At 73.8% G+C, this 20,199-nt stretch carries 15 protein-coding genes; 5 read left to right on the top strand and 10 right to left on the bottom strand.

The features are described 5' to 3' along the window. Positions 1-11: 11 nt before the first annotated feature. The gene (locus tag Dsi01nite_RS16360) at positions 12-704 is read right to left on the bottom strand and encodes a PIG-L deacetylase family protein (protein ID WP_345004286.1); all 693 of its coding nucleotides are present in this window, start codon (positions 702-704) and stop codon (positions 12-14) included. 52 nt (positions 705-756) lie between these two features. Between Dsi01nite_RS16360 and Dsi01nite_RS16355 the strand changes: the two genes are divergently transcribed. Beyond that, positions 757-1,431 (top strand): hypothetical protein, encoded by a 675-nt coding sequence (locus tag Dsi01nite_RS16355; RefSeq protein ID WP_203847002.1) that lies wholly within the window; start codon positions 757-759, stop codon positions 1,429-1,431. Then, positions 1,428-5,459 carry an nSTAND1 domain-containing NTPase gene (locus Dsi01nite_RS16350; protein WP_203847001.1) on the top strand — a complete coding sequence of 1,344 codons (4,032 nt, stop codon included), beginning with the start codon at positions 1,428-1,430 and terminating at the stop codon, positions 5,457-5,459. The genes Dsi01nite_RS16355 and Dsi01nite_RS16350 overlap by 4 nt, the downstream gene beginning before the upstream one ends. On the opposite strand, the gene Dsi01nite_RS16345 is transcribed toward Dsi01nite_RS16350, so the two are convergent. The 4 genes from Dsi01nite_RS16345 to Dsi01nite_RS16330 are packed head-to-tail and all read right to left on the bottom strand — an operon-like array spanning position 5,420 to position 10,318. Further along, positions 5,420-6,370, bottom strand: coding sequence for a radical SAM protein (locus tag Dsi01nite_RS16345; protein ID WP_203847000.1), 951 nt, complete (start codon positions 6,368-6,370; stop codon positions 5,420-5,422). The genes Dsi01nite_RS16350 and Dsi01nite_RS16345 overlap by 40 nt on opposite strands. Next, entirely contained in the window at positions 6,367-6,918 is a 552-nt protein-coding gene (locus tag Dsi01nite_RS16340; protein WP_203846999.1) for a hypothetical protein, read from the bottom strand. The genes Dsi01nite_RS16345 and Dsi01nite_RS16340 overlap by 4 nt, the downstream gene beginning before the upstream one ends. Further along, the gene (locus Dsi01nite_RS16335) at positions 6,915-9,050 is read right to left on the bottom strand and encodes a Gfo/Idh/MocA family oxidoreductase (RefSeq protein ID WP_203846998.1); all 2,136 of its coding nucleotides are present in this window, start codon (positions 9,048-9,050) and stop codon (positions 6,915-6,917) included. The genes Dsi01nite_RS16340 and Dsi01nite_RS16335 overlap by 4 nt, the downstream gene beginning before the upstream one ends. Before the next feature lie 11 nt (positions 9,051-9,061). Continuing rightward, on the bottom strand, positions 9,062-10,318 hold the full coding sequence (locus Dsi01nite_RS16330; protein WP_203846997.1) for a nucleotide sugar dehydrogenase: 1,257 nt from the start codon (positions 10,316-10,318) through the stop codon (positions 9,062-9,064). 415 nt (positions 10,319-10,733) lie between these two features. On the opposite strand from Dsi01nite_RS16330, the gene Dsi01nite_RS16325 reads away from it, so the two are divergent. The 3 genes from Dsi01nite_RS16325 to Dsi01nite_RS16315 are packed head-to-tail and all read left to right on the top strand — an operon-like array spanning position 10,734 to position 15,084. Next, entirely contained in the window at positions 10,734-11,402 is a 669-nt protein-coding gene (locus Dsi01nite_RS16325) for a hypothetical protein (protein WP_203846996.1), read from the top strand. A gap of 52 nt (positions 11,403-11,454) precedes the next feature. Further along, positions 11,455-12,783, top strand: a complete 1,329-nt coding sequence (locus Dsi01nite_RS16320) for a TRAFAC clade GTPase domain-containing protein (RefSeq protein ID WP_203846995.1) — start codon at positions 11,455-11,457, stop codon at positions 12,781-12,783. 15 nt (positions 12,784-12,798) lie between these two features. Further along, on the top strand, positions 12,799-15,084 hold the full coding sequence (locus tag Dsi01nite_RS16315) for a GAP1-N2 domain-containing protein (RefSeq protein ID WP_203846994.1): 2,286 nt from the start codon (positions 12,799-12,801) through the stop codon (positions 15,082-15,084). 32 nt (positions 15,085-15,116) lie between these two features. Here Dsi01nite_RS16315 and Dsi01nite_RS16310 read toward each other — a convergent pair whose 3' ends face one another. The 5 genes from Dsi01nite_RS16310 to Dsi01nite_RS16290 are packed head-to-tail and all read right to left on the bottom strand — an operon-like array spanning position 15,117 to position 20,144. Then, on the bottom strand, positions 15,117-15,701 hold the full coding sequence (locus tag Dsi01nite_RS16310) for a GTP-binding protein (RefSeq protein WP_203846993.1): 585 nt from the start codon (positions 15,699-15,701) through the stop codon (positions 15,117-15,119). Then, entirely contained in the window at positions 15,679-16,128 is a 450-nt protein-coding gene (locus tag Dsi01nite_RS16305) for a DUF742 domain-containing protein (RefSeq protein WP_203846992.1), read from the bottom strand. Before Dsi01nite_RS16305 ends, Dsi01nite_RS16310 begins: the two co-directional genes overlap by 23 nt. Next, a complete protein-coding gene (locus tag Dsi01nite_RS16300; protein ID WP_203846991.1) occupies positions 16,125-16,607 on the bottom strand; it encodes a roadblock/LC7 domain-containing protein in 483 nt (160 codons plus the stop codon). Before Dsi01nite_RS16300 ends, Dsi01nite_RS16305 begins: the two co-directional genes overlap by 4 nt. Then, positions 16,604-19,132 (bottom strand): sensor histidine kinase, encoded by a 2,529-nt coding sequence (locus Dsi01nite_RS16295; protein WP_203846990.1) that lies wholly within the window; start codon positions 19,130-19,132, stop codon positions 16,604-16,606. The genes Dsi01nite_RS16300 and Dsi01nite_RS16295 overlap by 4 nt, the downstream gene beginning before the upstream one ends. Next, positions 19,122-20,144, bottom strand: a complete 1,023-nt coding sequence (locus tag Dsi01nite_RS16290; RefSeq protein ID WP_203846989.1) for a hypothetical protein — start codon at positions 20,142-20,144, stop codon at positions 19,122-19,124. Before Dsi01nite_RS16290 ends, Dsi01nite_RS16295 begins: the two co-directional genes overlap by 11 nt. Positions 20,145-20,199 lie beyond the last annotated feature (55 nt).

Here is a 20,199-nt window from a genome sequence, read left to right as displayed (position 1 = left end):
TTCTGCCCGGATCAGCACAACGGCCAAATGACTTCGTACCCCCATTCCGGACCATTCGGGAAATCGTGGCCGGCGCTGGCCGTCAGCGCCGCGAGCTGGCTGCGGTACTCCACGACGGCGCGCACCTTCGCGGCCCGCGCCGTGCCCTCGAGCCGCACGACCTCCGGCGGGCCCGGCGTGAGCGCGGCGAGCTGGGCGCCGAGCCAGCGGTCGACGTCGAGCCCGCCGGCCGGCGCCCGGCCCCCGACCCAGGCAGGCCAGCCGAACCGGACCGCGTACGGCTGGTCCGCGTAGAGCAGCACCCGGCGGTCGGCGCACACCGCGAGCGCGGCGTCCCGGGTCGCCACATGATCCGGATGACCGCCGATGGCGGCCGGGACATAGACCGGATCACCGGCACCGATCGCTTCGGCCAGCGCCGTGCGCAGTGCGGCCGGGTCCAGCGCGGCGCCGCGGTGCACGGCGCCCACGAAGTCGAGGTGCACCGGTTCGCAGCCGGTGCCGGCGAGGGCGCGGTGGTCCTCGGCCCGCCGCCGCAGGACCCGCGGGCCGGGCTCCTCGCCGCCGGTGAGCAGATCCCACGCCGACGGCGGTGTGCCGGGCGCGGGGACACCCGCGAAGGCGGTCACCAGCCGTCCTGTCGCCGGAGCCCGCAACGCGTGCCAGCACGACAGGACGGCATCGTCGAGGTGCGGCGAGACCACCACCGTGTTCGGCGATTGCGCGACCCTGGCGGGCTTCCCTATCGTTGTCCCGGTGCGCGTCTTCGGGTCCGAGTTCACGCTCACCACAGTGAGCGCCGACGCGTTCGCCGGTCAATACACCTGGTATGACGACGGCTGGGCCGGCGCGCTCACCGTGTCCGCCCACGGCGATTCGGCCCTCTCGGGCCAGTACACGAGCCTGCGGTTCGGCACGACGCACCGGGTGACCGCGACCGTCGGTGGCGCGTTGCCGACCGGGATCGCGCTGGACATCCACGACTTCAACGGGCTCGACGCGCAGCGGTTCACCGGGTGCGTCGGGACCGGGAGCCGGGCACTGATCGCCGGCGTCACCCAGTGGCGCGACGAGCGCTACGGGTTCTACGCCGTGCGCGACGCGCCGCGTCCCATCGCCGCGTTCCGGGTGGGGGAGGTCGAGCCGGGCGACTTCGCCGGGCGCTACACGCTGCGCGGCGACGCCGGGCCGGTGCGGGTGGAGCTCACGCACACCGGTGGGCGGGCCGTCGAAGGTGTCGTGCACCGGCCCGGCGACGGGCCACTGCCGCTCGCCGGCGCCGTCGACCCGGACGATCCGCTGCTCGTGACCCTGACCGCGGGCGACGCCGTGCTCAGCGTGCGGCTGTTCTCCCGGCCGAAGAACGTCCTGGCCGGCTGGATCGACGTGCCCGGCGCCCGGATCCCGTGCTACCTGGTGCGCACGGCGTGACCGCGGACCTCGACGCCGCCGTGGTGCGGATCGTCGACCGCGCGGGGCGCACCGCGGGTGCCGGGTTCGCCGTGGACGGGCTCGTGGTGACCTGCGCCCACGTGGTGCGCGACGCCCGTTCCGGGCCGGGCGAGGAGGTGAGCGTCGCGTTCGGCGGCACCGTCACCACCGGCACCGTGCTCGAGGACGCCTGGCGCGGCACCGACCACGACGACATCGCCGTCGTCCGCGTGGCGGCGTGGCCGGACGGCCTGCGGGCGCTGACGCTGTCCTCGTCCGACGGCGCCGCCGGAGCGGCGATCCGCACCAGGGGCTTCCCCGATGCTTCGGCGGTGCACGGGCTCTACGGCGAGGGTGTCGTCATCGGCACCGTCCGCGAGCCCGACACGGGGCGGCCCGTGCTGCAGATCGAGCGCGGCGGCAGCGTCACCACCGGGTTCAGCGGCGGCCCGGTCCTCGACCTGGCGACCGGGCACGTGATCGGCATGGTCCACTCGATCACGTCCGGCGACGCCTACCAGCGCCAGATCCAGACCATCCTCGCGACGCCCACCGAGGCGATCCGCGCCGCGTGCCCGCAGCTGCGGCTGATCGACGTCTGCCCGTACCAGTCCCTCGACGCCTTCGTGGAGGAGCGCAGCCGGTTCTTCCACGGCCGCGACGCCTTCATCGAGCTGATGCTGGAGCAGCTCCGGCGCCAGCCGAGGTTCCTCACCGTCCTCGGCCCGTCCGGCAGCGGCAAGTCGTCGGTCGTGCGCGCCGGCCTGCTCGCCGCCGTCGGCCGGGGCCAGATCCCCCGCCTGGCCGCCTTCGAGCGGATCGTCACCCGGCCGGCGACCGCGGACGAGCTCGACCGCCTGCTGTCCGCCGACCCGCACCCCGGCGGGATCCTGCTCGTGCTCGACCAGTTCGAGGAGATCTTCCTGGAGAGCGGGGCACGGCGGGCCGGCGTGATCGACCGGCTATGCCGGCTGCTCGACGGCCCCGCGTCGGTCTGTGTCGTGCTCGTGATGCGCGACGACTTCTACAGCCGGCTCGCCGCCGAGGCGCCCGCGCTGATCCGCTGGGTCGAGCGCGGGCTGGTCAACATCCCCGCCCGGCTCACCGGCGCGGAGCTGACCGCCATCGTGCGGGAGCCCGCCCGGTCGGTGCACCTGCGCTTCGAGGCCGGCCTGGCCGAGGCGATCGTCGACGACGCGATCGAGGCGTCCCCCGGCGACCGGACCGGCGACGGTGGCGCCCACAGCATGGTGCTGCCGCTGCTCGAGTTCACCGTCACCCAGCTGTGGCAGCAACGGGTCGACGGTGAGCTGCGCTGGCAGCCGTACCGCGACAACGGCCGCGTCGCCGGCGCACTGACCGGCTGGGCCGACGACGCCGTGCGGGCACTGCCGCCCGACCTGCTCGGCGTGGCCCGCGCCATGTTCACCAGCCTCGTGCACCTGGGTGACCAGCGCACCGGCCTGCCGGACAGCCGGCGCCGGCGACGCCTGGCCGAGCTTTACCGCACCGACGAGCAGCGCCCGCGCCTGGACGCGGTCCTTGCCGTGATGACGTCCCGGCGGCTGCTGGTGACGGCCGCCGACGCCGACGGCGCGGAGACGGTCGAGCTGATCCACGACGTGCTCCTGCGCGAATGGGCGTGGCTGCGCGCGTGGCTGGCCGAGGACCGCACGTTCCTCACCTGGCGCCAGCAGCTCGAGTCGTGGGTCGCCGCCTGGACGGCCGGCGGGAGCGCCGACGGCCGGCTGCTGCGCGGCGACGACCTGGCCGTCGCGCAGGCCCACCTCGCGGAGCGTCCCGACGACATCGAGGCCACTGCCCGGCAGTTCATCGCGCGCAGCGGCGCGGTGTGGGAGCACGAGCAGCTGGAGCGCGAGGCGGTGCGCCGCACGCTCGACGAGGCCGAGACCGCGCGGGTGGAGCGCAGTCTGCGCGACCGGTCGGCGGGCGTCGCCCGGCTCGTCCCGACCGAGCCGGTCCGCGGCCTGGCCGGCGCGGTCGAGCTGCTGCGGGCCAACCTGTCGATGCTGCCGGGCACGACGCCGCTGGGGCCGGTGCTCGCCGCGCTGCGCCTGGCGACCGGGCGGTCGCGGGAGCTGCGCGTGCTGCCGGTCGGGGCGACGGTGCGCGCGGTGGCGTTCTCCCCCGACGGCCGCTGCTTCGTGACCGGCGGCGACGACCGCCTGGTGCGGCTCTGGCGGTCCGACGGTGAGCCGCTCCTGGAGCCGCTCGAAGGACACCGCGACAGCGTGACCGCGCTGGCCTTCCGCGCCGACGGCCTGGCGTTCGCCAGCGGCGGCGAGGACGGCGCAGTGTCCACCTGGAGCCGCGACGGGCGGCACCTGGGCGACCGTGACCTCGCCACGGCGGTCCGCGGTCTCGGTTTCACCGGCGGCAGCGACCCGCAACCCGTCGCTGCCGGCGCCGGCCCGGACCCGGACCCGACGACGAGCGTGGTGGTCGATCCCCGCTCGGACTGGCGGGCCGGCGGCACGCTGGGCGGCACGATCTGGGTGCCGCGGCAGCGCATTCCGTTCGCCCACGAGGGCTTCATCGCCGTCCTCGCCTACCATCCGCAGCGGCGGATCGTCGCGTCCGGCGGGGCCGGCGGCGTGATCCGCCTGTGGACCCGCGACGGTGACATGCTGCGGCCGCTCGGCCTCGCCTGGCAGGCGCACGAGGACGCCGTGCACTGCCTCGCGTTCGGCGACGACTTCCTCGTCAGCGGCTCCGCCGACGGCGCCGTGCGGCTGTGGGACATCGACACCCGCCGCCCGGTCTGCGACCCGCTGCTCGGGCACACCGCCGCGGTCACCGCCGTCGCCGCCAGCCCCGACGGCACCCGCGTCGTCAGCGGCGGCGCCGACCGCATGCTGCGGCTGTGGCAGTGGCGCGACCCGGACGCCGATCCGGACGCCGCCGCCCCCGCAGGGGAGCGGCTCTTCGGCTCCGGGCGCTGGGATCCGCACGGGCTCCAGCTCGCACCCGCCGAGCGCCGCCACCGTGAGCACATCTACCGCCTCGCCATCAGCCCTGACGGGCGATGGCTGGCCACCGTGAGCGACGACCGCACCGTGCGGCTGTCCGACGTGGCCGGCACCGGTCCGGTCCGGGTGTTCACCGGCCATGAGGCGGGGCTGCGGACGGTCCGGTTCAGCCCCGACGGCCGCACGATCGCGAGCGCCGGCACCGACGGCACGGTCCGCCTGTGGGACCGCGCCGGCAACGCCACGCTCGGCCCCTTCCCCCGCACGGCCGCCGTGCAGGCGCTCGCCTTCGCGCCCGGCGGCGAACTGATCGCGGCCGGCGCGAGCGACGGCACCGTCCGCGTCGCCGACCTCGTGACGGGCCGGGTGACGGCCACCGCGCCCGACCCGGCCGCCGTCACCGAGCTGCTGTTCGACCCCACCGGCGAGCGGCTGTACAGCGCCCACGACAACGGCCTGGTCCGCATCTGGTCCGGCACCACCGCCGAGCCGGTCGCGCCGACGTTCGCCAGCCACGACGGCGCGGTCCGGGCGCTTGCCGCGGCACCGTCCACCGGGCTGCTGGCGACCGGCGGCGACGACCGCCTGGTGCGGCTCTGGGACGCTGCCGGGCACCCTGTCGGCGAACCCTTCATCGGCCATGAGGGTGCCATCCTCGACCTCGCCTTCACCCCGGACGGCACGATGCTGCTGAGCGCGGCCCGGGACGGCACCATCCGGCTCTGGGCCCTCGACGGCACCCAGCTCGGCGACCCGCTCGAAGGCCACGCGCCGTGGGCGACGTCGGTGGTGACCACACCCGACGGCGCCGTCGCGCTGAGCGTCGGCAGCGACGGCACCCTGCGCCGCTGGCGCCTCGGCGACTGGAGGACCTGGCTGACCGAGGGATGCGGCAGGCTCCGCCGGCACCCGCTGCTGGCGCTGCCAGCCAACGAGGCGCTCCGTGACTTCTGCGCACGCCTCGAAGCCGACCCCGAAGGTGCGTTCGTTGTCGACCCCTACGAGGTGCCGCGCCCGACGCTGCCGACAGTGGGCTGACGGTACTTCTCGCAGAAGTACGGGCACTCGACGCTCGCGCACGGCGCCGGGCCGTCCCGCCGCTCGAACCACCCCTCCTTCACGTTGCCGATGATGTCCTCCGGGCCGCACAACCGGATCTCGCCGCCGGGCATGATGCGCGCGAACGTGTGCCCGGCGCCGCAGGGGTCGCCGCGGTAGTCCGGCAGCTCGTCGAGGAACAGGTGCTCGTCCATGAAGGGGTTGACCGTCGGCGGCTCGTCCCGCCGGGCGAACTGCTCGGCGTAGAAGGTGGCGGCCCGGGCGGAGTAGTCGTGGAACAGCGCGCGTTCCGCCTCGGTGTAGGCGCCCGGGTAGCGCCGGCCGCCGGCCGGGCCACGGAACGCCTTGGGGATGATGACGATCCCCTCGTCGGCGTACCGCTGCCAAAGCCCGGGGAACTCGTCGAACAGGTCCGGCGACAGCACGCATGAGGCGAACGCGTCGAAGCCGGCGTCACGCAACGCCAGCACGTTGGCGATGAACCGCCGATCGCCGCGGTGCGCCCGACGCTGCCGCTCGTGCACGCCGCAGTTGACGAAGTCCACCCGCGCCGGGTCGATCTGCTCGACGAAGGCGCGCACGTGTGGGGAGTCGGCGTTGGTGTTGATACTGATCAGATGCCGGGCGGTCAGCAGCCGGCAGAGGCGCACGAAGTCCGGGTAGATGAACGGCTCGCCGCCGGTGAGGTGCAGCAGCCAGCTGAGGCCGGTCCGGTCGAAGAACCCGGCGAGCTGCTCCACCGGCGCGATCGGCCGGATCGGCGCGCCCAGGGCGGTGTCGTCCCAGAAGCAGTACGCACACCGGTAGTTGCAGGTGCTGAACAGGATCCAGTCGCCCTCGATGTCATACGGACGGCGGATGCGCACCTGCGACGGATGGATGTAGATCATCGCTCCTCCGGGATCGGACTGGGCCACCGCACCGGTCCCGGCCCGGCCGCCGCGAGCGGCGCCGCCCGCGGGTCGGCCGGCGCCCATGGCACGGGCAGGATGCGCACCCCGCTGCGGTGCACGTCGTGATAGGTCCGCAGCGCCGCGGTCGGCCACAGCGGACGGGCGGCGAGCACGACCGTGCCGCACGGCGCGACGGTGCGCAGCGCCAGCTCGACGCCCTCGGTGGTGCCGGTGGTCTCGATGACGGCCGCCGGGCGCGGGTCCGCCGGGAACGCCACGGCCAAGCGGAGCAGCCCGGCGAGAGCACCGGCGCCGACCACGGCGGCGGCGGCGCCACCCACCGCGTCGAGCGCCGCCCAGGCTGTTGCCGCCCACTCCCCGGTCACGCCCGCCACCGGGAACCCGGCCGGGTAGGCGCGCCCCCAGCCGGTCGCGGCCGTCGGGTCGTCGACGAAGCAGATCTCGTCCGGTTCCCAACCGGCGGGTTCCCCGTTGATCGGCAGCCAGCGGCCCATCCCGCCGCCGCTGCGCTGCGGGCCGCTCATGGCCCTTCCACGGCGGCGAAACGGCCGTCCGGGGCGGCGAGACGGCTGTCCGAGGCGGCGAAACGGCCGTCCGGGGCGGGGGCCACGGCGCGGCCCGAACGCGCCGACTCGTAGGCCGCCTCCGCCAGGGCCTGCACCGCCAGGGCGTCGTCGACGGTGACGTCGGGCGGTGCCCCGGTGCGGATCGACGCGACGAACCGGTCGATCGCGAGCACCCTCGGGTCGACGTCCGGCGGCACGGCGAGCCCGGGCCGCGGCGTGCGGGTCGTGAGGGTGTAGCCGGGAAGCACCTCCAGGCGCCCCGCGTCGCCCCACAGGTGCAGCCGCTGGCCGTCGGCGCCGGGCACGCTGGCGCCGCCGACCAGGGTCGCGATGACCGGGCCGAACCGCATGACCACGGTCACCACGTCCTCGATCTCCGGCGCCGCCGCCGACGGGCTCGTCTCGGCGAACACGCGATCGGCCTCGACGCCGAGCAGCGCCCGGATCAGGTCGATCTGGTGGACCAGGTTCATGATGAGGAAGCCGCCGCCGGAGCGGGCCCGAGACAGCCGCCAGGACGACGGGGACCGGCCGCTGAACCCGCTGCGGAAGTACGACCCGGGCTTGTCCACCAGATAGCTCGCCGACACGCCGAGCGGCGTCCCGACCAGCCCGCCGGTCAGCGCCGCGTGGGCCTGCAGGAAACGGCTGTCGGTGCGCATCGGGAACAGCACGCTCGTGACGGTGCCGGCAGTGGCGGCGGTGGCGGCGGCCGCCGCGATCCGGCGCGCCGAGCGGAGGTCGTTGGCGAGGGGCTTCTCGAGCAGGACGTGCTTGCCGGCGTCGAGCGCGGCGACGGCGAGTGGTTCGTGGGTGTCGTGCGGGGTGGCGATCAGCACGGCATCGACGTCGGGTCGCGCCAGGAGTGCCTCGACACCGGGCTCGGCCCGGGCACCGAAGGCCGCCGCGACCTCGGCGGCCAGCCGGTCGACGGGATCGTGGCAGGCGACGAGGGCGGCACCGGACGCTGCGGCGAGGGCCTCGGCGTCCTTGATGCCGATGTCGCCGCAGCCGATGAGCCCGAACCGCACCGGCCGATCCCGCGGCACGGCTCGTGGAACCGCACGGTCCGGGGCCTCCTCCGCACGGTCCGGGGCCTCCTCCGCACGGTCCGGGGCCTCCGCCATGCGGTCCGGGGCCGGGAGCAACGGCGCTGCGGCGCGGCCCGACACCAGGAGTGGCGCGGTCAGCGGGACGGCGCGGTCCGGGGTCCAGCGCAGCGCCGCGGCGACGAACGCGGGGTCGTCGACGAGCCGTCGGTACAGCGCCGGGGCGTCGCCGGCCGGATACTCGCGGACGACGTCGGCGACGCTGAACCGCCCGCCGGCCAGCAGCGCGAAGAACGGCTCGCTCAGGGCACCCACCCCGGCGGCGTCGAGGTTGACGGTGTGCGCGCCGACCAACGCGATCCGCCGGTCGTAGAGCTCCCGCAGCGGCACCTCGGCGATGTCGGCGCGCGGCGAGCCGAGCAGCACGATCCGCCCCCCGTCGGCCGTCGCGTCGACGGCGACCGCAAGCCCCGCCGCGCTGCCACTGGCGTCGAACGTCAGCAGCGAACGCTCCCCCGGCCCGAACGTCGTCGCGGGCTCGGCCTCGGCCGCCCATGCCTTCGCCATGGAGGACGCGACGCCGCGGACAGCGGGGGCGCCCTCCGCGGCCAGGAGCCGGCGCAGGATCAACCCGAGCAACCCGGCCCCCACCACCGTGGCCGGCTCACCGGCCCGGTGCGCGCCGACCGCCATGCCGTAGCGGGCGGTGAGCGCCAGCTGCCAGACCGCGGCGTCGACGAGCGGCACGTGGCCGGGCACCGCACAGAGGAGACCCGGCGGCACGGCAGCGACCGCGCGATGCGGGATGCCGCGCACCGCGACCCGTGACCCGTCGCCGCGCAGGAACCCCGCTGCCAGGTATCCGGGCGAGTGCGGGAACGGCACCACGGCGGTCGGCAGGCCGAGGAACCTGGCCCGCTCGGTGCCCGGGCTCAGCACGCTGACCGCGATGTCGACCATCGCCTCCCCGGGCCCGGGCACGGGCTCCGGGCTGTCGATGACCTCGACGACTCCCGGGGCGGGCCAGGTCACTGCGCGCACGGCGGCTCCCGTCACAGCTGCTCGACGTGTGCGCCGGTCAACCGGTGACAGCAGTCGAACACATGCTTGGCCTGCGCCGAAACCAGCGCGAGGTCGAACGCGGCGTGTGGCACCAGCAGCACCACCATCTCGGCGGAGGACAGCGCGTCGGGGTCCAGGTCGACCAACGTCACGCCGAGCGGCACGTCGGCGGGGCGCACGTGCGGGTCGGCCACGCGCACGTCGGCGCCGAGCGCGACGAGCCGCTGCGCGACGGCCAGCGCCGGCGCCTCCCGCAGGTCACCGACGTCGGGTTTGTAGGCCAGGCCGAGCAGCAGCACCCGCCGGTCGCGCACACTCAGCCCACGCAGGTTGAATGCGGCGGTGAGCCGGTCGACGACGTAGCCGGGCATGTGACGGTTCACCTCGTTGGCCAGTTCCACGAAGCGGAACGGCCGGTCGGCGGTCAGCCGGACCCGCCACGACAGGTAGAGCGGGTCCACCGGCAGGCAGTGCCCGCCGACGCCCGGCCCGGGCCAGAACGCCAGGAACCCGAAGGGTTTGGTCGCGGCCGCGCCGATCGTCTCCCACACGTCGATGCCCAGCGCGTGCGCCAGGACCGCGAACTCGTTCACCAGCGCCACGTTGACATGCCGGAACGTGTTCTCGAGCAGCTTCGCCAGCTCGGCCTCGCGCGGCCGGGAGACCGGCACGACGGTGTCCACGAGCCGCTCGTAGAAGGCGCGGACCCGCTCGAGCGAGGCGGCGTCCACACCGGACACGAGCTTCGGGATGCGGGTGAACGTCCAGGCCGCGTTGCCCGGATCGATGCGCTCGGGGCTGTAGCCGAGCCAGAAGTCGCGGCCGCAGCGCAGACCGGAGACCCGTTCGAGGATCTCCAGGACCAGCTCCTCGGTGGTGCCCGGATAGGTCGTGGACTCGAGGATCACGGTCGAGCCTGGCGCGAGGCGGGCGCCCACCGCGCCGCACGCGGCCCGCACGTGGCTGAGGTCCGGCACACCGTCGACCAGCGGCGTCGGCACCGCGATCACGATCGTCGCCGGGCCACCGCCGGGCATCTCGGCGACAGGGTGGAAGCGGCAGGTGTCCAGCGCCGCGCGGAGCTGCTCGTCGCCGACGTCCTCGAGGTAGGAGCGGCCGGCCCGCAGGTGCTCGAGGCGCTCCGCGTCGGACTCGACGGCGGTCACCGTGAAGCCGGCCTCGACCGCTCGCATGGCGAGGACGAGCCCGACGTACCCCTGACCGACGACGGTGACCGCGTCCGGCATGCTGCGCCCTCCGGTGTAAGGGGCTGTGCGGGTCACCCGCAACCTACCGGCGGTCGGGCCGGCTGACACCTGGTTGCGCATCCAACGTCAAGAGAGGCGATTGCCACAAGCGCCATATCCCGGACACGCCGACCGCCGCACCGCAGCCAGCACGTGGCACCAGACGCGCCGCAATCGTCGACGACCGTTCCGTTGGCGATCGCTGACCGGTTGGGCCGCGGTTCGACGCCGGCAGGATCGCGGCACACCCGAACGATCGACGCCGCTTCGATGATCGGCGGTCTTCGAAACACCAGGTCGGGTCCCTGACGACGTCCGATCGGGAACTGACGCCGTTCGTTGGAGGCGCTGCGCAACCGTCGACAATACACTCGGTCACCAACACCGATGCGGTGGCACGACGAAAGGTGCCGGCATGGCAGTCGTCTTCAATCTCATTCTCCACGTGCTGCTCATCGGCTCGATGGCGGCGTTCGTGATCGCGATCGTCGCGGACGCGCTCGCCGACCCGGACCGCCGGGAGCGCGTGCTGCGCATCGCGGCGCTGGCCGCCGGGGCGCTCGTCGTCCTCGGCGCGCAGTCGGCCGGAGCCAGCTACGCGCTCTTCATCGTCGACGCGCTCGCCGGGGCGCGCGGACCGAGCACGGCCGCGGCCGTCGGCGCCGCGGTCGTCCCGGCGCTCGCCGGTGCCGCGCTCGGCTTCTTCCTCGTGCGGACCTACAAGCGCAGCACCCGGATCGGTGCGCGGGTCCTCGGCTTCGTCGGCATGCTCTCGGCGACCGCGTTCGTCGGCATCTACGCGGAGGCGACGCACACGCGCGGGGTGATGCTCGGAGCGGCGGCGCTGCCGAACGTGTCGTTCGTGGTCGGTGTCATTCTCACCATCGTCTTCGCGTTCGACCCCGACCTTCCGGTCGGGCAGGGGCGGATGTCCCAGCTCCGCCGGCTCTTCGGCGGAAGCGGCGGAAGCGGCGGAAGCACCGGTTCCGGCGGCGGTGGTGCACCCGGGCCCCGCCCAGGCGCACCGCGGGGCGACTGGATGCCACCGCCCGCTCAGGCCCGCCGGGATCCGTTCGACAACTGACGCCGGTTCCGGCTCGGACAGCGACAGCAACACCGACGGGAGATGAGACGACGTGGACTACACGGTGCGACGGGTCTGCCCGTTCTGCGGCGAGGTGATCGTGCTGAACCGCTGCTCGATCCGTGCGACGAACGCGCCGCCGCCCGTCGAGGACCCGTATTCGTACCCCGACCCGGTCGAGCCGCCGCCCGAAGCCATGGCCAGGCCCGCCCGGGCCGCCGGCCTGGCGGCCCTGCAGGAGTTCGAGAGCGAGACGGCCACCCCGCGGATATCGCGGCGCCCGGAGCCGCGTGCGATGCCGCCCGCGCCGCGCCGGCCCGCGGAACCCAGCCTGACCGACGTGCTCTGGTCCTGGCGTGCGCCGCGCGCGCCCGATCCGGTGCGCCGGGGGCGGTGGTTCACCCCGCCGCCCCCGGCCTACACCGGCGAGTATCCGCTGGTGCCGCTGAACACGTTCCCGCCGGAGCGGATGGCCCGCCGGTTCTGCAGCAATCCCCAGTGCGACTCGCCGCTACCGATGGACCTGGACGAACGCCAGGCGCACATCGTGTCCATCGTCGGCCTGACGGCCGCGGGCAAGACGTACTACCTGACGACCGCGTTCAACGAGGCGATGAACGGCGACGGCCTGGACGCCGCCGGGTTCCGCGAGTTCGAACCGGACGAGGAGACGGCGCGCCACTTCTACACCAACTACTACAACCACGTGTACCGCGACAACACCCGCCTGCAGTCGACACCCGAGAAGACCAGAGCGAACCAGCAGCCGTTGAATTTCCGTGCCCACATCGACGGCGGCCGGCCGATGCTCGTGATGACGCACGACATCGCCGGTGAGACGCTGATGGACCACGTGAAGCGGGCCCAGAACGCCGGGTTCCTGCGGCGCTCCTCGGGTCTGATCTTCCTGGTCGACCCGCTCGAGTTCGACGCCGTCCGGGCCCGTGTCCCGCGCGAGCAGCTGCCGAGGGCGCGCAGTATCCATCAGCGTGACCTGCTCGCGGCCACACTGCGCGAGCTGGACTTCGAGCCCGGCCGCCGGAAGGTCCCGGTGACCGTGGTGATCTCCAAGGCCGACCTGCTCGCCCAGCTGTTCCCGGGCGGGGCGCGGTTGCTCGATCCCGGCCTCGGCCGGGTCCGCTCGCAGGAGGCGTGGCTGCAGGCGATGCAGGAATCGAGCGCCTACGTCCGGAGCCTGCTGATCGAGCTCGGCCAGCAGCGCTTGGTGCGGACCGCCGAGCAGTACGGCAGAGTCAGTTTCCACGCCGTCTCGGCCATCGGCGCGACGCCCGGTCCCAACGGTGAGATCCTGCCGAGCCCGCGGCGCGTGCTGGACCCGCTCGCGGTCGTGCTGTGGCGGCTGTCCACGGCACTGCGCTGACCGGTCCGGTGCCTGTTGGCCGAGCAGCTGTACTTCACCTGGGCCGACCACGGCCTTGAGGGCCGCGGCATGTGGCAGATCGTGGCCGCGACCGAGCGGCTCTTCCACCGGCTGACGATCGCCCGGCGGCAGGCGCGCGAGCTGTGCACCGAGTTCGTGTATCCACCGGTGTGGCGGGACCCGGCGACCGCACCGACGTCGTTCGGCTGGCGCGACGTCGAGGGTCTGCGCTACGCGTTTCGCCGCGTGCACAACGGCGTCGACCAGTTCGGCCGGCCCGGAGTGTTCGCCGCCCACGTGCTCATCGACCGGCCCGAGCAGCTTCCGGCGCGGCAACTGCTCGCCGGCGCGGCATCGCCGTCATGGTGGTCCGGCGCGGCGATCGTCGGCGACGACGCGTGGCTGCCGGCCGTCTCCATCGGCGACTTCGAGCCCGGCGCGGCCATCCCCGCCGACGACGACGTCACCACGGCCGTGCTGACCGCGGTCCTCGCGCACGCCGGCCGGCCGGTGCTGTTGTCGATGGATTCGGCGTTGATCGTCGGCGCCCTGCAGCGGGTGACCACGGTCCTGCCGGAAGTCCTGGACGATCTGAGTGTCTCGACGTACGAGCCGCGGGCGACCCGGGCGAACTACGGACTCGCCGCGACCACGCCTCCGGACGACGACCCGTTGGAATTGCATGCCGAGGTCCTGCTCGCCGATGCCGGCGTCGCCCTGCCACGCGACGTGGCCCGGCTGACCCTCAACGGCGACGAGCGGTCACGGTCGTACGTCGCCCACTCCTGGGCGGCGCGCGAGCGCGGACCGTCTCCGCGCGCGACGTTTCTCAGCGCCTGCCGGGCGTTGCTGGTGCTGCGGGACGGCAAGGACCCGAAACCGCGGGACCTGCTGCCCGGCCTGCGCTCCGCTGGCACCGCCGCCGACCTGCTCGACCGCATCCAGGCCCGCGAGGTGATTGCCGGCGCGCTCGGCGCGGGAGACCGGCCGACGGTCGAGGCGCTGCGGGGTGTGGGACCCGCCCTCGAACAGGAGACCTGGACGTCCATCGGTGAGCTGGCCGCACGGGCGGTCGCCACGCCCGACGGGTCCCGCACGGCGTTTCGCCTGTTGGACACGACCACGCGGCACGGCGTCCAGGCGTTCGTCGCCGAGTCGGTCCGGCTGGCACTCACCGACCCCGCGCTGGTGCGGCACTGGCCCGAGGGACTCATCGCGTCCGCCTGTCGCGGCGCTGCCCTCCCGGCGACGGGCGACCTCCGCGCGGCCGTCATCAGCGCCGGCGCGGCGCACGTGCTGTGGCTCGCGGACAACCGGCGGATGCCGCCGGACATGTGGGCCCAGATGCTCGCCGCGGCGCTGGACCACGGCCTCGTCGATGTCGCCGCCGCAGCCAGGGCGCTCAGGGCCGACGGCAACCTCGCTCGCGCGACCGGTGCGACGCTCCCCGCGTCCCGGCTCAAGACGCTGCTCGGCGCGCTGCACCCGATGGAGGCACTGGAGCCGCTGCGCGAATGGGCTGCCCCGCGACGCTGCGGGATCTGCGTGGATCTGGCCCGCCAGGTGGCGCGCCGGCTGCCCGACGGCGAGCAGTGGCGGGCGGCGGCCGCCGTCGCCGGCTGCGTGAGCGGGACCGGTCCCGGCGCGTGGCCGGCCCTGCGCAACCAGGTCATCCGGCAACGGCTGGCCCACGAGCTCGACAACGTCGGCGCTGCCCGCTGCGACCTGACGGCCGTGGTGCGCACCGACGCCGGACCCGACGGCCGCGCATGGTCGGACTTTCTCCGGTTGACCGGCCGCGCACCGGTGCCCGGCACGTGGCCGCAACACGCCCGGGCCCTCGCCGACGCCGTTGCCCGGCTCCCGGCCCCGGACCAGGCCCTGGCGGTCCGGTACGCCCTGTACATCGCGGCCTCGCACGCGACGATCGGCCAGGACGTCGCGGAGATCGCCCACACCCTGGCGCCGGGCCTCGGCGACGACCCGGGCGAGACGGCCGAGCTCGTGCTCCGCGGCGGGCTGCGGGGCACGGTCACGACCCGCGGACCCGAGGCCGGTGTCGCCGCGCTGTTCTACGTGGCGCTCTGGCTGGTCGAACCCTCCGCTGTCCGCCGGCATAAACGCACCGGCGAACTGGCCCGGCAGGCGGCGCAGGACGCCGCGATGCGCCTCTACTCGGCCGTCGCCCGGCGCGACCCACGCCTCGAAGGACGATGGCAGGCGTGGATCGTCGACCGGCCGCGCGCGGAACGCTGGCTGCGCGGGCTGCACGGGTGGCACACCGTGCCGCGACACGGCTGAGTCAGGCGGCTGGTTGGTCCGCCGAAATGAGGCTATGAACGGGAATTGCTGACCGCCCGGTCCAGGGCCCGGTCGAGCACCACGAGCAGCGCGTCGCGCACCGACAGGCGGTCGCGAGCGTCGAACGCGATCACCGGCACGTGGTCGGCGACGGCGAGTGCCCACCGGACGCTCTCCAGGTCGTTGGCAAGCACGCCGTCAAAGGCGTTGACCGCCACCACGAACGGCAGCCCCGACTGCTCGAAGTAGTCCACGGCCGGGTAGCAGTCGTCGAGGCGGGAGCTGTCCACGACCACGAGCGCGCCGAGGGCGCCATGGGCGAGATCGTCCCACATGAACCCGAAGCGTGTTTGGCCAGGCGTGCCGAACAGGTACAGCTTGAGCGCGCGGTCGATCGTCACGCAGCCGAAGTCCATCGCGACGGTGGTGGTGACCTTGTCGACGCGGTGCCCGGCGTTGTCGATGCCGACCCCCGCGGAGGTCATCTCGGCCTCGGTGGTCAGGGGAGGAATCTCGGAGATCGCGCCGACCGTCGTGGTCTTTCCCACGCCGAAGCCACCGGCGATAACGATCTTGACTGGTACGGGTGCTGCGTCAGGAGATCGCACGGAGTCCATGGATTACTCGCAAAATGACGTCGGGACTGTGGACGGGGTCGACCTCGAGCTGGTGGATGTCCAGATATCCGGCGGCGCATAGGTCGCCGACGAGGATCTTGGTCACGCCGAGATGCAGGTGGGCCTGAGCCGAAATCTCGGCAACCGACACCGGGGAAACGCAGGTGGTGAGGATCGCCTGGAGCTCGGTCGGCATGAACCGCACGTCCGACGGCGCCCCCGGCCGGATCGTCACCTGCGTCTCCAGGTTCACCGCCGGGTGGTCGCCCTGCACCCGCCCGGCCGTCAGGACGTACGGCCGCAGGTTGTCCGGTGCGCGGTGCGCGGGGCGGTTCCACGCTGCCGGCGGAGCCGGTGAGACCGGCGCGACCGGTGAACGCAGATACGGCCGGATGCCGGGCGGCTCCTGCCCGGGCGGCACGGTCACCGCAGGACCGCGTTCTTCAGCTCGGCGATGAGCTGCGGGGTGAGCGCCGCGCCGGCCCGGCTGGCGAAGAGTGTCATCTCGTAGGCCACCGTGCTCAGGTTGGCCGAGCGGGTCGCGATGACACCGAGGACCGACCCGGCACTGATGGAGGTGATCAACAGGTAGCCGTCGACCATGTCGACGATGACCCGGTTGAGCCCGCCGAGGGTGTACCAGGCGGAAGCGCCGCTGGCGAGGCTGGTCATCCCGGAGACGACGGCCGCCAGGCGCTCCGCGTTGGCCCGTTCCTTCGAGGCCGACGTAGCCATCAGCAGGCCGTCCGAAGAGACCGCGATGGCCTCCACCACGCCGGCGGTGCCGGACGTGAACGAATCGAGCAGCCAGTTGAAGGTCTGCACCTCCGTGCTCATCGGTGCGGCGTTGGGCGTCCCACCAGAGGTTTGGCGGTGCGTGCTGTCCTGGATGAACGGACTCGTCATTGTGATGATCCTTCTGATCTGACCTCGCGCAGTGCGCGCAGGACGCCGGACTCGAACTCCTCGACAAGCTTCCGTGCACTGTCGGGATCGTGGGATGACTGGCTCTCCACCGGGTGGAGCCCCGGTCTCGGGATGGCACCGGGGTCCTGCAACGTGGCACCCGGCACCCGCCTGCTCAGGTTCCGACCGGCGGTGGCCGGCCGCGGTGGCGGCGACTGAAACTGTGGCGGTGGCGGCAGTGACGGTGGTGGCGGCAGCGGTGGCGTCTGGTCGGCCGGGGGTGCTGTGACGTCGTGCTGCGCTCGGCGTACACCATCCTCGAACGCCTCGACGAGTGCCTGCGCGCTGCTCGGATCGGGAGGAGCCGCCACGAACTGCGCCGGGGTCCCGGCGGCCTGGGTGCCGGCCGACAGCTGCGCCCCCGGCACCCGCCGTCGCAACCCTTGCCCCTGCCGCGATGGTTGCCGCAGCAGCGCGGGGGTCTCAGCGGTGGCGTCGGCATCCAGCGGTGCCACGACAGCGGCGATGGCCGGCGGTGACGCGACGGCGGCGAGCGTGCGCGGCGCGGCGAACGCGTTCCACGGCTGCCGGCCGTCGATCGAGTGGGTGGCCCGGGTGAGTGCGCCGATGTCGACGACCGAGGCGATCGTCTCCCGCGATTGCGGCTCCGGTGCGGCCGAACCGTCCAGGAGCTCTCGCCCGACGACGATGGTCGCGGTGACGCCACCGCCGGGCGTGTCGCTCAACGACACCCGCAGCCCGTGCCGGCGCGCCAGCCGGCCCACCACGAACAGGCCGAGCACCTCCGTCGGGGCGAGGTCGATGCGCTCGCGGCGCTCCAGCCGGGCGTTCTCGACCGTGAGCCGCTCGGCCGGCATGCCGATGCCGTGATCGACGATCGACACCCGCACGTCGGTCGCGCTCTCGCCGGTGGTGACGGTGACCCGGGTGTGCGGCGGCGAATTGGAGGTCGCGTTCTCCATCAGCTCGGCCAGCATCAGGACCAGGTCGCTGATGACCGCGGGCGCCAACATGATCGTGCTGGTGAGCTGCACGTCGACGCGGTCGTACTCCTCGATCTCGCCGAGCGCCAGGCGGACCGCGTCGGCCAGTGCCAGTGGCGCCAGGTGCGGGTTGGTGCCGGTGCCGCCGGACAGGACGACCAGGCTGCTGGCGTTGCGGCGCAAGCGGCTGGCGACGTGGTCCAGCCGGTACAGCTGCCGCAGCCGGTTGGGCTCCGTCTCGTCGCGCTCCAGCTGGTCGATGAGGCCGAGCTGCCGGCCGACGAGGTTCTGTGTGCGGCGGCCGACGTGACCGAACATCTGCGCGACGTTGCGGCGACTGGCCACCTGCCGCTCGACCAGCTGCGCCGCGGTCTGCTGCACGCGCTCGAAGGTCCGGGCCAGATCGCCGATCTCGTCCCGGCCGCCGACGGTGATCCGCTCCAGTCGCACCGGCTCGGGCGCGGCGGACTCGTCGTCCGCGACCCGGACCAGTTCGTCCTCGGTGACCTGCGCGACGCGGGCGGCGGAGGCGGTCAGCAGGGTCAGCGGCCGCGCGACCGTGCGCGCGATCGCCGTGCTCAGCAGGATGACGAGCAGCAGCAGGACGAGCATGCCGGCGACGAGACCATACGCGGTGGTGGTCTGCCGCCGCTCCAGGTCGGTCATCGTCGCGGTGACGTCGGTGACGATCCGCTTCTCCACGAAGCGGCCGAGCGCGATGTAGGACTCCAGCGACGGGAACAGCGTGGCGACCCGCAGATCGGCGATCGCGGCGGCCGGGTCGGTCCCGACGCTCTCCACGAAGCCGCCGCCGACGCGGGAGGCGAACGCGGCCGTGACCAGACCGTACAGGTCCACCTGTTCGGGGGTCCCGGAGGCGGTGAACCGGTCCAGGTTCGGCTGCACGGCGGCGGCGTTGGCGGCGTACCTGGCGAGATCACGCTGGGCGCGGGTGGCGACCATGACGGTCATCAGTGCGGCGCCGGCGCTGTTGCCCTCGTCGACCCGCAGCAGCGCGTCCAGCGCCAGGAGCTGCCGGCCCTCGGCGGTGGTCGCGTCGGCCGCGTCCATCAGCCGCAGCGCGTCGATCAGCCGGCCGGTGACCGCGGTGAACTGGGTCAGCACCCCGTCGACGTCGGCGCTGCCGGACACCAGTGCGGCACGCAGCCCGGCGAGCGACTGCACGTCGTCGATCGCGTCCGCCACCTCCGGTGACAGGTCGCCGGCGTAGTCGAGTCTGAGGTTGGTGACCCGGTCGGTGACCGCCGCCGTCTGCAGCAGCAGCCGCGACCGGCCGACCACCTGGACGAGGTACCCAACCGCCATCAGCCGTTCCTGCTGCAGGTCCTGGATGAGCGCGCCGACGTCACCGGCGACCCGGGCGGTCCGGGCGGTGTCCGCCGCCCGGCCGGCCTGCCCGACCCGGTCGACCACGACGACGACCGTGAGCAGCACGATCGCGACCAGCGGGGCGATGAGGAGGACCGCGAGCTTGCCACGGATGCGGAGCCTAGCGAGCACCGGTCGGCTCCCGGCGCCAGGTGGGGACCACGTCCTCGGCCGGTTGGGGGGCCGGTGGGACGGGTGGGTTCGCGACGGGTCGACGGCGGGGCCGGACGAGCCGCACGGTCAGCGGGACCAGCGCCAGCAGCACCGCCACCGCCAGGGTGACCGCCGCCGTCTGCCGCTGCCGGCCCAGGTCCTCGATCCGGGCGCTGATCAGCAGGTCGAGCTCGTCCAGAATCGTCGCCGCCAGCTCAGACGCGGCCGTCTGGACCTCGTTGCGGACGTCCCGCAGCGCCGCGGTGTTCACCGCGGTCCGGCCGTCGACCGGCACCGTCGTCGCGGTCAATGTCTCCATGCCGCGCCGGAACCGGTCCAGCCGGCTCAGCAGGTTGCCGCTGAGGGTCCGGCTGCTGGTGCCGTCGACCGCGGCCTGCAGGCCGGCGGCGAGGTCGTTGGCAGGGTAGGTCACCGCGTCACGGGCGTTGAGCAGGTTGGCGGCCGTGCCCGCCGGGTCGTTGCGGGGCCGCCCGGCGGCGATGACCGCCAGGTCCATGAACCGGCCGGCGGCCACCACGGCCTCGGGCAGCTGCTGCGCCGCGCCGTCCTGCAGGTAGGACGCGTCGACGTCCTGCTCGCGGGTCAGCTGCGAGTTGTCGCGGACCTCCTTGTACAGCGCGAGGAGCATGTCGGTCGCCTCACCGAAGGTGCTGAACGCCGTGGCGGGGTCGACGGCACTCAGCGCCGCGAGCGCCTCGATCTTGGCACGCAGCCCGGACCATCGCTCGTGGGTCCGCAGGTCCCCGCCGAGCCGGGCGTCGACCGAAGCGGTGGCCTCGACCGCGCGGGTGATCGTGTCCCGCGGGAACGGGCGCCCCGAGACCGCGGCGGACTGCGCGTCCGTCAGCGCGATCGTGAGCTGACCGAGACTGCGGATGTACTGGATGCCGTTGCGTTCCGACTGGGCGAACCGGGCCCGCTCCCCGACCGAGCCCCAGACCCGGGTGAAGAGGAGCGTGGTCGGCGCCATCAGGGCGAATGCCAGCAGACAGTGCAAAAGGACGGCGATCAATGAACGTGACCGC

It is taken from the genome of Dactylosporangium siamense, assembly GCF_016862795.1.
GTDB classification, from domain to species: Bacteria; Actinomycetota; Actinomycetes; order Mycobacteriales; family Micromonosporaceae; genus Dactylosporangium; species Dactylosporangium siamense.
This window is presented reverse-complemented; position numbering and strand designations above follow the sequence as displayed.

What these genes read in the sequence shown, in the direction of transcription:
- Dsi01nite_RS16345 (WP_203847000.1), bottom strand. Translation starts at nt 6,370, where the DNA reads ATGATCTACATCCATCCGTCGCAGGTGCGCATCCGCCGTCCGTATGAC.
- Dsi01nite_RS16340 (WP_203846999.1), bottom strand. Translation starts at nt 6,918, where the DNA reads ATGAGCGGCCCGCAGCGCAGCGGCGGCGGGATGGGCCGCTGGCTGCCG.
- Dsi01nite_RS16330 (WP_203846997.1), bottom strand. Translation starts at nt 10,318, where the DNA reads ATGCCGGACGCGGTCACCGTCGTCGGTCAGGGGTACGTCGGGCTCGTC.
- Dsi01nite_RS16325 (WP_203846996.1), top strand. Translation starts at nt 10,734, where the DNA reads ATGGCAGTCGTCTTCAATCTCATTCTCCACGTGCTGCTCATCGGCTCG.
- Dsi01nite_RS16310 (WP_203846993.1), bottom strand. Translation starts at nt 15,701, where the DNA reads ATGGACTCCGTGCGATCTCCTGACGCAGCACCCGTACCAGTCAAGATC.
- Dsi01nite_RS16300 (WP_203846991.1), bottom strand. Translation starts at nt 16,607, where the DNA reads ATGACGAGTCCGTTCATCCAGGACAGCACGCACCGCCAAACCTCTGGT.
- Dsi01nite_RS16290 (WP_203846989.1), bottom strand. Translation starts at nt 20,144, where the DNA reads ATGGCGCCGACCACGCTCCTCTTCACCCGGGTCTGGGGCTCGGTCGGG.